At 37.0% G+C, this 13302-nt stretch carries 6 protein-coding genes; all 6 read left to right on the top strand.

Annotated features, from left to right (window positions below):
* Positions 1 to 7: 7 nt before the first annotated feature.
* The 6 genes from FLAVO9AF_RS15635 (at position 8) to FLAVO9AF_RS15660 (ending at position 12855) form a co-directional block, all read left to right on the top strand.
* A complete protein-coding gene (locus tag FLAVO9AF_RS15635) occupies positions 8 to 1123 on the top strand; it encodes an alkene reductase (protein ID WP_159691471.1) in 1116 nt (371 codons plus the stop codon).
* Between the two features lie 247 nt (positions 1124 to 1370).
* Complete coding sequence (locus tag FLAVO9AF_RS15640; protein ID WP_201296316.1) at positions 1371 to 1532, top strand: hypothetical protein; 162 nt, start codon at positions 1371 to 1373, stop codon at positions 1530 to 1532.
* Between the two features lie 251 nt (positions 1533 to 1783).
* Positions 1784 to 2170 (top strand): (deoxy)nucleoside triphosphate pyrophosphohydrolase, encoded by a 387-nt coding sequence (locus tag FLAVO9AF_RS15645; protein ID WP_159691474.1) that lies wholly within the window; start codon positions 1784 to 1786, stop codon positions 2168 to 2170.
* Entirely contained in the window at positions 2167 to 5307 is a 3141-nt protein-coding gene (locus FLAVO9AF_RS15650; RefSeq protein WP_159691477.1) for a DEAD/DEAH box helicase, read from the top strand. The genes FLAVO9AF_RS15645 and FLAVO9AF_RS15650 overlap by 4 nt, the downstream gene beginning before the upstream one ends.
* Before the next feature lie 90 nt (positions 5308 to 5397).
* The gene (locus FLAVO9AF_RS15655; RefSeq protein WP_159691480.1) at positions 5398 to 10344 is read left to right on the top strand and encodes a translocation/assembly module TamB domain-containing protein; all 4947 of its coding nucleotides are present in this window, start codon (positions 5398 to 5400) and stop codon (positions 10342 to 10344) included.
* Positions 10345 to 10566: 222 nt separating this feature from the next.
* Positions 10567 to 12855: a BamA/TamA family outer membrane protein gene (locus FLAVO9AF_RS15660; RefSeq protein ID WP_159691483.1), complete on the top strand. Its 2289-nt coding sequence runs from the start codon at positions 10567 to 10569 to the stop codon at positions 12853 to 12855.
* Positions 12856 to 13302: the final 447 nt, after the last annotated feature.

Consider the following 13302-nt stretch of genomic DNA (forward strand, 5'->3'; position numbering starts at 1 on the left):
CAACAATATGAACTTACCTCAGCTATTTTCAAAATACCAATTCGGACCTAACGAACTCAAAAATCGTTTCCTAATGGCACCGATGACCCGTTCTAGAACCTCACAACCTGGAGACGTTCCAAATACATTGATGGCCGAATACTATGCCCAACGCGCCTCGGCTGGAATTATCATCACCGAAGCCACACAGGTTTCGTTGCAAGGTATGGGCTACGCCAAAACTCCCGGCATTTACTCGCCCGAACAAATCGAAGGCTGGAAATTGACCACCCAAGCCGTGCACCAAGCCGGAAGCACCATTTTCCTCCAATTGTGGCACGTAGGTCGTGTGGGTAGCGCACAAGTCAACGGATTGCAACCCCTCGCTCCTTCGGCAATTACTGCTCAAAAAACCAACGTGTACATTTTTGATGGCGCACCCAATGGCGATGCTACTTTTGTGCCCGTAGACGAACCAAAAGCAATGACCCAAGCCGATATCGACCAAGCGATTGCCGAATTCGTACAAGGCGCCAAAAACGCCATAGCAGCGGGTTTTGATGGCGTTGAAATTCACGCCGCCAATGGCTACCTCATCGACCAGTTTCTCAGAAGCAACAGCAACCAACGCACCGATGCTTATGGCGGAAGCCAAGAAAACCGCATCCGATTCTTGATGGAAACCACCACAGCCGTTGCCCAAGCCATTGGAAAAGAAAAAACAGGCGTTCGCTTGTCACCTTTCATCAGTTTCAAGGACATGAACGACCCCGAAATCCTTGAAACCATTGCCCTAGCCGCCGCCCAACTCAACAAGCTTGACATCGCCTATATCCATTTGTCGGAAGCTGATTGGGACGACGCACCGCAAATTCCAATGGACTTCAGAATCCAACTCCGAAACGATTTCAAAAACACCATCATCGCCACCGGCAACAAAACTCCCGAGGAAGGAGAGCAATTACTAGCCGCACAACTCGTGGACTTAATTGGTTTTGGCCGCAACTTCTTGACCAATCCCGATTATCCCCAACGCCTACTCCAAGACGCCCCACTCAATCCCATCAGCGACACCCACACGCTTTTTGGAGGAGGCAGCAGCCGTGGCTATACCGATTATCCTTTTTGGGAGCAGCCCGCCTAAGGACCGCAAGTACGTCCCCTCCCGTGATTCGTTCTACTTTGTAGCCTCGTTCAAAAAAACGAGGCCACAAAGGATGCCACTACTCCCGGGGCTAGCCAGAACGAATAAGGTTTCGAAGAACATTAAAAAAACTTTAGCAAACATTACGAAGAAAATTTATGTACTTACCATTTTAAAAATCAAAGAATGATTATTGAAACCGAAGCAGCAAAAAAGTTAGTAAAAAAATATTTTAAATCGTAACAATATGAACATCATAAAAGAACCCAAAGGTGTGGATTTTATCATTCAAAGTCCCCCTTTAACGGATCAAGAGAGAAAAAAAATTAGTGATTTTATTGCTAGTAGCAAATCTAAAAAAGTAGTTGCAAAAACAATTGTAAAAGAAAAAACTACCGTAAAAAAATAGATACTGATACTTTATCTTCAGTAGTTTTTACAGCTATACCTTTATTTTTTTGTCGCAAAAATTGTAACTATTTGCGACAAAAAACAACAAAACAGCAGCACAATTCATCTCAAAAAAAAAAAAAAAACATAAAATAAACAACGCTTCTCTGGGAATGGAGAAGCGTTGTTTGTTTATTTATTTATGCAAATAACTTTGACTTTTTTAATAAATATAAATTCAAAAAACTATTTTTATTAAAAAATCATTAAATGATAAATGTAACTTGTGCAATCATTAAGATAAACAACAAAATACTAGTCACTCAAAGAAGTGAACAAATGAAATTGCCTTTAAAATGGGAATTCCCAGGTGGAAAATTGGAAGAAGGTGAAAATGTAATTGAATGCATTAAAAGAGAAATCAAAGAAGAAATCAATATTGAAATTGAAGTTGTAAGACAATTATCAAATAGTATTTATAATTATGGAACTTTTACCATTAATTTGATTCCATTTCTATCAGAATATGTTTCAGGAGAAATTATTTTAGCCGAACATAATGATTATAAACTACTTGATAAATCAGAACTTTTGCATTTAGATTGGGCTGAAGCTGATTTACCGATTGTTGAAGAATTTCTAAAACTGGAACTATGAACCAAGGATTGTATGAAGAATTAGTTACTAAACTGATAAATTATAAATTAAACGAATTAAACAAAGATACTTTTCAGGTAAAGAAAACTTCAATTGACAAAGCAGAAGCTGCTCAATTATTATCTCAACATATCGGCAAAACTATAAAGCAAGCTTTTAATTTAATTAAAGGTGACGACATACTTGAAACTCAAATTGAAATCGCCAATAAAATCATTTTATTTTTAAAAGAAGAATTAAAGAAAGAAGAGTTTGAGGATGATTTGATAGAAACTGAAGGAAAAATACTGAAAGCTGTATTTACCAAAGTTGACAGTCATTTTACAGACTTAGATTTACACCTAAAAGAAATTACACCTTACACAAGATTAATTCATAGTGAACTTTTTACAGGTGGTAATTCAGGTACAACTTTAGAAAGTGAATTAAGAAAAGAAATTTTATCATCGGATGAAATTGATTTACTAGTTTCATTCATTAAATGGAAAGGAATTAGAATTCTTGAAAGAGAACTAAAAGAATTTACTGAAAGAGGTGGCAAACTGAGAGTAATCACAACTACTTATATTGGAGCAACGGACGCAAAAGCAGTGGAGTTTTTATCCTCATTAAAAAATACAGAAGTCAAAATTTCTTACAACACAGGAAATGAACGATTACATGCGAAAGCGTATTTGTTTCAAAGAAAAACGGGTTTCCATACTGGCTATATTGGCTCATCCAACTTTTCTCGTTCTGCTTTGACAGATGGATTAGAATGGAATTTAAAAGTAACCACCAAAGAAGTTGGTCATATTATTGACAAGTTCAAGAAAACATTCGAAGCTTATTGGCAAAATTCTGAGTTTGAATTATATGATAAAAATATTCATTCTGTAAAATTAGTCGAAGCTTTAAAACAAGGGAAATTTTCAAAGGAATATACTTTTACAACCTCTTATTTTGATATCAAACCTTTTCATTATCAAAGTGAAATACTTGAAAAATTAGAAGTGGAAAGGTCAGTACACAATAGATATAGAAATCTTGTAGTTGCTGCAACAGGGACAGGAAAAACAGTCATTTCTGCTTTTGATTATAAAAATTTCAGAAACAATAATGAATCATCAAAATTACTTTTTGTCGCTCATAGAAAAGAAATTTTGCAGCAAGCAAAAGCTACTTTTCAAGGAGTTTTAAAAGACAATAATTTCGGCGATTTATGGGTTGACGGATTGGAACCCAATTCAAATGAATATGTTTTTGCTTCGGTTCAAACTTTGAATAATAGACTTAAAGACATCAAACTTTCACCTGATTATTATGATTTTATAATAGTTGATGAAGTGCATCATATTTCAGCAGCAACCTATCGACCTATAATTAATTACTTCAAGCCAAAAGTGCTGTTAGGATTAACAGCTACTCCTGAAAGAATGGATGGTGAAAATATTTTGGAGGATTTTTGCAATCGCATTGCTGCTGAAATTAGACTTCCAGAAGCACTAAACAAAAAATTATTATGTCCGTTTCAATATTTTGGAATAACAGATAGTATTGACTTAACGAACGTTAAATGGGAAAAAGGCAAGTATGTTGCCAGTGAGTTGACCAGTTTATACACAAAAAACGATGTGAGAGTTGGACAAATAATTTCAAATCTTGAAAAATATACAAACGACCTAAATGATGTCAGAGCTATTGGATTTTGTGTTACTCAAGAGCATGCTCTTTTTATGACAGAAAAGTTCAATTTAGCGGGAATAAAAGCTGAATGTTTAACGAGTAAAAATTCAAATGAAAGAGAAAAAATTCGGGCACAATTCAAGAAAAATGAATTCAATTACTTATTTGTAGTTGATATTTTCAATGAAGGTGTTGATATTCCAGAAATTGATACCGTATTATTTTTAAGACCAACTGAAAGTTTAACGGTTTTTCTTCAACAATTAGGACGTGGTTTGCGTTTAGCAGAAGGAAAAGATTGTTTGACTGTTTTAGATTTCGTAGGTAACTCAAGACCTGAATATGATTTTGAAAGTAAATTTAGAGCTCTTATCGGCAAAACAACGACATCTGTTCAAAAGGAAATTGAAGATGATTTTCCTCATTTACCATTAGGATGTTCAATCATTTTAGAAAAGAAAGCAAAAGAAACTATTTTAGAAAATATCAAAAGAGCAACATCTTTAAATGTAAATCAGTTGATAGCAAAGATTAGAAATTTCCAACATCAAACCACCTTGCCATTAACATTAGAAAATTTCATTAGTTTAAATCATTTGTCAATCGAAACAATTTACAAAAAAGACAGTTGGTCAAGATTATGTCAAAAAGCAGGAGTGATTGATGATTTTGAACCAATTAATGAAAAGCAAATTTATTCAGCCATTGGTAAAAAGTGGTTGTCTACAAATTCCACAAGTTATTTCAATTTCATCTTACAAATAGCAAAGCAAAATTTCAACATTAGAATCAGTGATTTTAGTGAAAATGAAAAAACAATGCTGTTAATGCTTCATTACGATGTTTGGCAAAATGCTGGAGGTTTTGATTCGTTAGAAAAAAGTATAAATCAAATTGGAAAAAACAAAACTCTTGTTAAGGAAATTATTGAAGTATTAGAACTATTAATGGATAAAATTGGTTTTAAAGAAATTGATATTAAACTTCCTTACGAACAACCTTTGAAATTGCATGCCCGATATACAAGAGACCAAATATTAGTTGCTTTTGGGTTAAGTACTTTTGATAAAAAATCCTCTAATAGAGAAGGTGCGGCTTTTAACGCAAGATTAAATACAGAAATTCTTTTCATCAACTTGATAAAATCAGAAGAAAATTTCTCTCCAACCACTATGTATGATGATTACGCTATCAGTGAAACATTATTTCATTGGCAATCTCATAATGCCTATGGTCCAGAAACTCCAAAAGGACAATCTTACATAAATCATCTTGAAATCAATAAAAAAATTCTTCTTTTTGTTAGAGAAAAAGCAAACGACGAAAACGGAAATACCCTTGGTTATGTTTTTATTGGTGAAGCAAATTTCATAGAGACAGAAGGTTCAAAACCGATGAGTATTAAATGGGAGCTACATGAACCAATGCCAAATTATTTATGGAAAGAATCAGCTAAAATGTCTGTAGGATAAAGAAAGATATTGTTAAGTCTTGGCAACTCCCCCAACCCACCACTTGCTACTTTGTTTTAAAAAAGCTACTTTTATGCTAAAATCGAACGTTTGAAACCTAATATCAAGAAAAGTATTTCGGTGGTACGCAAAATAGTCTTGGGGGCTGTCCTCTTGCTATTGGTTTTGGGTATAGCGCTGCATTTGCCCGTGGTACAACGATTCGCCAAAGACCAAGCGGTCGATTACCTACAAGAAAAAATCAAAACCAAAGTACAAATCGACTCGCTTTCGTTTGGACTTTTTCAACCCATAAAAGTACACGGCTTGTATTTGTCCGACCAAAAGAAAGACACTTTACTGGCAGGACAACATCTTGCCGTCGATTTTAGCCTAGTCGATTTGATTAGCAACCAACTAACGTTAAACAGCATTACACTAGAAGGCATCACTGCCAAAATAGACCGCAACCGTCAAGGCACATTCAATTTTGATTACATCACCCAAGCGTTTGCTTCTCCAGAAAAACCTAAAGAAGAGCCTTCGAAGCCTATGGCTATCGTGTTGCGTAAAATCAATCTGAACCAAATACGTTTCATATACAATGATGCCAAAGAGCCCATCAAGGCAACACTAAAACTCAAACATTTCGACACCGAATTCCAAGCCTTCGATTTAGAAAAACAAGAAATCGACCTGCCCAAAATCAAAGTCACTGGACTCACCGCAGATGTATCGCAAGCCCTAAAAGCAACTCCCAAAACGGTAGTGTCCAACAAAAGAGCTACAGCTCCCTCGCCCGTTTGGAAAATCAACCTTGGCGAAATTGATATTCGCAAAGTACAAGTCGATTACTTAGAATCCGTTCAAAAAACCAAAGCCCACGTTTCCTTCAAACGCTGGTACACCAAAATAGATTTGATTGATTTGGCCAATGAACTCGTGGTCATCAACACCCTGAATTTCGAAAACCTAAGAGGTGCCGTAGCTTTGGGTAAAGTGAATAAGATTGCAGCTCCCAAGGTCACCAACCCCGCCGAAAAACCGAACCAATGGGAAGTGAAAATCAATCAAACCGATGTCGCTCAACTGTTTTTTCAGTTTGACAACAACAACTTTAACCGTTTGTCAAAAGGATTAGATTACAACCATATCCAACTCAAAAAAGCCCACCTCAAAGCGGCTAATTTTCATTACAAACCCGAATCGATTGCGGTCAACGTAGCTTCTTTTGCCGGAAAAGAACAAAGTGGTTTGGTCATAGATTCTCTCTCCACCGACTTTTTCTTTGGCCCCAAAAACAGCTATTTGAAAAAGCTGTACCTCAAAACACCTCAAACCCTTTTGCGCAACCAAGTGCTTTTGGGTTATCCTTCTGTAGCGACTCTAAGTAAAAATCCGGGTGAAATATCCGTAAAGGCGAATCTAAAAAAGAGTCAGTTGGGTTTCAAAGATGTGCTTTTGTTGGCGCCACAATTGACCAACACCAATCCGTTTGCGAGTAATCCTAAAGGAATTTTACTGATTAACAGTACCGTTTCGGGCAAACTGAATCGCATCGAAATTCCCAATCTCGAAGTGAGCGGCATTGGCAAAACCAAATTGCAAGCGAGTGGTTCAATCGTAGGCTTACCCAATGTAGACCAAGCCCGATTCGACATCGCCATTCAAAATTTTGAGTCGACCGCCAAAGACTTGCAACAATTCGCTCCCAAAGGAAGTTTGCCTACTAACCTTAGCTTACCCAATCAATTGAGTGGAAAAGGAAGTTTCAAAGGAACGATTCATTCCTTTTTTACCGATGTGGTGCTGAATAGTAGTTTTGGCAAAGCCAAAGTAAAAGCCACTTTCGACCAACGCCAAAAAAACAAAGAACGCTACGACGCCCAAGCCGAGTTAACGAATTTTGATATCGGTCGTTTGATTCAGAATAAGGATTTGGGTAAAATAAGTAGCCGCATCCGAGTAAAAGGGACAGGATTGGACCCAAAAACAGCTACAATTGTAAGTACGGGAACGGTATCTAAACTGATGTACAACAAGTACACCTATCAAAATTTGAGTTGGAATGGCGCTCTTAAACAAGGGCTTTTTGAAGCCACGATGGATGCGAACGACCCCAATTTGACTTTTACTTTGACAGGAACTGGAGGGATGAACGGTAAAACGCCAAAAGGAAACGTAAAACTTCATTTGGACATCGCCGATTTAGAAAAACTAAACCTTCACGCAGGACCTTTAAAACTAAAAGGCGAAGTCGATGCCAATATCCTTTCCGCCGATTTGGATAGACTTAATGGAACGGTAGTCGCACATCAACTCGTAATCACCAATGAAAAAGGAGCGTTCCCGATAGATTCTGTTCAATTTAAAGCGGTATCCAATAAAGAAAAAACCGAATTGCTCTTGAACTCTAGCCTTGTGGATGCGACTATGGAAGGACAATTTAAAATAAGTCAATTAGCAACGGCTTTACAAAACTCGATAGCGCATTATTACAATACGACACCAAAAGCCAAAAGAAAAACAACGGCTCCGCAACAATTCAGCTTTACGCTCAATACCAAAGAAAGTCCGTTGTTTGCACAGTTATTGCCTGAGGTAAAGGAATTGGCTCCTATTCAGTTTTCGGGACGCTACAATTCGGTAAACGATTCGATTGCAGTCACTGGAAAAATGCCAAAACTAGTGTATGGCAATCAAACCATCACCAATGCCGATTTGAACATTTCTACCAATGATAATGCGCTGAACTATAGCGTAACCATTGATGATATTCAAAATCCACAAATGCAATTGCCTTTTACTTTACTGTCGGGAAAAGTAGCCAACAATCAAATCGATTATGCCTTGCAACTTAAAGATAATAAAGACAAAGAGCGTTATTTCCTTGCTGGAAATGTAAAAACCAGTCAAGGCAATACTTTGCTCCACTTGGATAAAAATGTCTTGCTGAATTACGAAAATTGGCAAATCCCAGAAAACAATCAAATCATTTCGACACCCAAAGGATTGATTATTTCGGATTTCAAATTAGAACACGAAGGAAGCAGTATTAGCGTGCAATCGCAAACGTCAAACGCCAATGCTCCTATCGCTTTAGCATTTGAAAATTTCGACATACAAACGATAAGTAGTATGGTCGAAAAAGACGACTGGCAAATGAGCGGAAAAATCAACGGTACGGCTGTGGTCAAAAACATAGCGACGCAACCACTTTTCACCTCAGATATAAAAATCGATGCCTTTACTTTCAAAAAAGAAGCTGTTGGCGATTTTGTGATTCAAATTAAAAACGAAAGAGAAAACGAATACGATACGCACGTAGCCCTCACAGGTCAAGAAAATGACGTAAGGCTAGACGGGACTTATAGTAGCCAAAGCGATAGCTTCGATATGAAATTGGCCATAGCGAAACTCAATATGAAGAGTATTCAAGGCTTTTCAATGGGGCAATTGATTAAAAGTAGTGGTTATTTGTCAGGTAACTTCGACATCAAAGGAACAACTGCCGAACCAAATTTAAATGGACTCTTGCAATTTAACAACGTTGGTTTCAATGTAAAACAACTCAACGCCAACTTCAATTCCATTAACGATGCCATTGCTTTTGAAAATCAAAAAATCATCTTTAAAAAGTTTACGATAAAAGACGAAAAAAACAATGACTTGATTATTGATGGTCTAATTAATACCACTTCTTTGGACAACCTCGCTTTTGATTTGGCCATTGATGCTAAAAACTTTAAAGCCATCAACTCCAAAGCGAAAGATAACGAATTGTTCTATGGCGAATTATTCCTAGACAACCACATCACTATTACTGGAACTAGTAAAAATCCAATAATCAAGGGCGCAATTAAAGTAAATAAAGACACCAAATTTACCATCGTTGTCCCACAATCCGACCCCTCAATAGCCGACAGAGAAGGCATTGTTGAGTTTATCGACCAAGACCATCCTGCGCTGGCGACTACTTTAAAAGGGGATGAAAAAGCCAGTCAAAGCGACATTATGGGTATCAATGCATCAGTGGATATTACGGTAGACAAAGACGCCGAACTAACAATGATTATTGATAAAACTACGGGCGATTTTGTAAAAGTAAAAGGCACAGCCAACTTAAACGGTGGTATTGACGCCTCCGGAAAAACTAATTTGACCGGAAAATATGAGATAGAAGAAGGACAATATGAAATGACGTTCAGTTCCATCAAAAAGAAATTCGACATCAAAAAAGGAAGTTATATTTTATGGAAAGGTGAACCTATGGAAGCCGACATCAATATTACCGCAGTGTACAAAGTGACCACGGCGCCTATCGACTTGGTGTTAAACCAAATTGGTAGTGTTTCAGACTCAGAAAAAAACACCTATAAAGAGAAAATTCCGTTTGAAACCGAGTTAAAAATGACAGGTGAAATTATGAAGCCCGAAATTGCATTTGATATCGTAATGCCAGAAAACAATTCGGTTTCCTCAAAGGTAATGAGTACTACCAAAGCCAAACTTGAACAATTACGCCAAGACCCGAACGAAATGAATAAACAGGTTTTTGCTCTATTGGTTTTGGGTAATTTTATGGGCGAAAATCCGTTATCGAGCGAATCAGGTTTCTCGGCAGAATCGATGGCAAGAGGAAGTGCAAGTAAAATTTTATCCAATCAGTTGAACAACTTTGCTGGCAATTTAATAAAAGGTGTAGAATTGAATTTTGATTTGCAATCCACCGAAGATTACTCGACAGGAAAAAAAGAAGAAAAAACAGATTTGAACGTCGCTGTATCCAAAAAACTATTCAATGACCGAGTAAAAGTTACCGTAGGCAGTAGTTTCGAATTGGAAGGCAGCCAGCAAGCCAATGAAAAAGCCACCAATATTGCAGGAGATGTTTCTATCGATTACCAAATCACAAAAGACGGTCGTTACAAAATAAGAGGGTATCGTGTAAACAAATACCAAGTAGCGCTTCAAGGAGAAGTAGTCGAAACGGGGGTCTCTTTCATCATTACGATGGATTACAATAAATTTAAAGAGTTGTTTCAGAGAAGTAAATAAACAGTAGTTGAAATTAAAACAAACCACATAGAATCATAGATTAAACCTAAATAAATAAAAAAAGAATAAATAGCAATAACATTATTTCACACATAGAACAACTATGTGAATAGTAAAGCGTCTTTTTCTCTCTTTTAAAACTAAAAATTCTATGTCTCTATGTGGTTAAAAATAATAGCAACCGTTGAGTAAATAAGGAATCAAAACCAAAGTACAGTGAAAATGTATCACAAAATAGTATTCATTTTGCTTGTCGCCATCGGGCTTCAAAGCTGTTCATCTACTAAAAATCTAGCAGAGGGCGAATTGCTGTATACGGGTGCCAAAGTAACGGTTGAAGGACCAAGCAGCTCAAAAGAAAAAAAAGCATTGGCTACAGAATTGAGTACTTTAGTACGTCCGATTCCCAATCAATCTTTCTTAGGCATTTATCCAAAACTATCCATTTACAATTTGGCGGGAACACCCAAAACCGAAAAAGGATGGCGAAATTGGTTGCGTACCAAAGTAGGTGAGCCACCCGTTTTGAACACCAAACTAGATCCCGAATACAATCGCTTAGTACTCCAAAATTATTTGGAAAACAAAGGATTTTTCAATGCAAAAACCAAAGCGGATACGATTATAAAAGGCAAAAACATTCAGGCAATATACACCGTAACACCTTCCAAACAGTACCGCATCAAAAAAGTAGTTTTCCCGAAAGATTCCTCGGATTTGTCCAAAGCCATTAGCAGTACCGAAAGAAGAAGTTTGCTCAAAATTGGCAATACCTACAGCCTAGAAACCATAAAAGAAGAGCGCGTCCGTATCGACGAACGCTTAAAAGAATTAGGGTTTTATTACTTCAGTCCCGAATATTTAAAAATTCAAGTGGACTCAACCGTAGCCCAACAAGAAGTCGATTTGATTCTAAAAGTAAAAGAGGAAACACCCGCCCGTGCCCGATTTATTTATAAAATCAACCAAATTGTAATTTATCCCAATTACACCTTGGGAGCCGACACCATCAGCGCCTCCAAAAAAGCAGTGACCCAATACAAAGATTTTACAATCGTAGACCGCGATTCGTTGTTCAAACCCAAAATTTTTGATCACGCACTGTACTTCAAAAAAGGTGATGTATACAACCGTACCAATCACAATCTATCCTTAAATCGTTTGGTGAATTTGGGCGTTTTTAAATTGGTCAAAAATGAATTTCAGCCTTCGTTGATAGAAGGCAATTATTTAGATGCCTTTTACTACTTATCTCCTTTAGAACGAAAAGCATTGCGATTTGAAGTTTTAGCTAAAACCAATTCGGCCAATTATCACGGAACTGAACTGAATGCCAATTGGAGCCATCGCAATACGTTTAGAGGAGCCGAACTACTTTCTATTTCTATATTTGGTGGATATGAAGTACAAATCTCAGGGCAAAATAATGGATATAACGTCTACCGCATTGGTACCGAAGCCAATTTGATTTGGCCACGAATGATTTCCCCTATCCGTTTCAAAATGAGCAATCGCTTTACTCCAAAAACCAAGGCCACTTTAGGCTATGAATTTCAAGATCGCCAGCAATTGTATAGGCTGCAAACGTTTAAAGCGCTGTTTGGGTACAACTGGAAAGAAAATGCACGACGAGAACATACACTAAACATAGGTGAAGTCATTTTTGCCCGACCTCAAAACGTAACGCAATTGTACCTCGATGAGGTGGATTTGAATCCATCCTTAGGAAAAGTAATCGAACGCCAACTTATTTTTGGTCCTACTTACTCTTACACCTACTCCAACACCGCACAGAAGAGAAAGAAAAACACCATCTATTACAAAGGCACAGTAGACTTATCGGCTGCGGTGACAGGTTTAATTGCTGGTGCCAACATCGACAAAAAAGATACGCTAAAAGTATTTGGAGTGCCTTTCAGCCAATATATAAAATTCGAAAATGAATTCCGCCATTTTTTAAAATTAGGAAAGGAAACCCAATTGGCGAGTCGAATTATAGTAGGTACCGCTTTGCCTTTTGGAAATTCTAAAGAAATGCCTTTTATCAAACAGTTTTTTATTGGAGGAACGAACAGTATTCGTGCCTTTAGAGCGCGTTCTATTGGACCTGGAAGTTACCTCGATAAAGCGGTAAATACTGATGGTTTTTTGGCAGACCAATCGGGAGATATCAAAATCGAACTTAACACTGAATACCGAACTACCTTGTTTAGTTTTGTGAAAGGAGCCGCTTTTATCGACGCAGGAAATATTTGGTTACTCAATGAAAACAAAGACAAACCAGGAGCCAAATTTTCTAAAAACTTTATGAAAGAAATGGCGGTCGGCGCTGGACTTGGATTGCGTTTTGACTTGTCTTTCCTCATCCTCCGAACGGATTTTGCTTTCCCACTTCGTAAGCCTTATCTTCCTGAAGGGAATCGTTGGGTCATTGACCAAATCAACTTGGGGAATGGAGCGTGGAGAAAAGAAAACTTGATTTTTAACTTGGCGATTGGGTATCCTTTTTAGTATTTCTTAAACATATAAGACATATAAGGTCATATAAGTTGTGCTGTGTTGTTGTCAAGTAAAAATGAAAGGACAATTAAGTGTTTTTAAAATGTCTGTGGCAAAAAATTAACCGCAAAGCAAGCAATGATTTACGCAAGGGACGCAAAGAATAAACGATTAAACAGTTAACCAATTAACCGCTTTTTTAAAACATATAAGGCATATAAGGTCATATAGTTACGGTGAGTTATAGTGAAGTAAAAATGGAAAGGCATATAAGTATTCTTAAAATATTCGTGGTGAAAAATTTACCGCAAAGATTCTGTGTTGATTTCCTAATGGTAGTGTCTCACTAACTGTGTAAGTTGAAAAGTTATTCTGAAAATTTGAGCTAATTCAAAAAGCTCAAAAATTTTCGGAAATAACTTTTTAACCTTTTATATATTTACATAGTTATGATTGACA

It is taken from the genome of Flavobacterium sp. 9R, assembly GCF_902506345.1.
In the GTDB taxonomy this organism is placed as follows: domain Bacteria; phylum Bacteroidota; class Bacteroidia; order Flavobacteriales; family Flavobacteriaceae; genus Flavobacterium.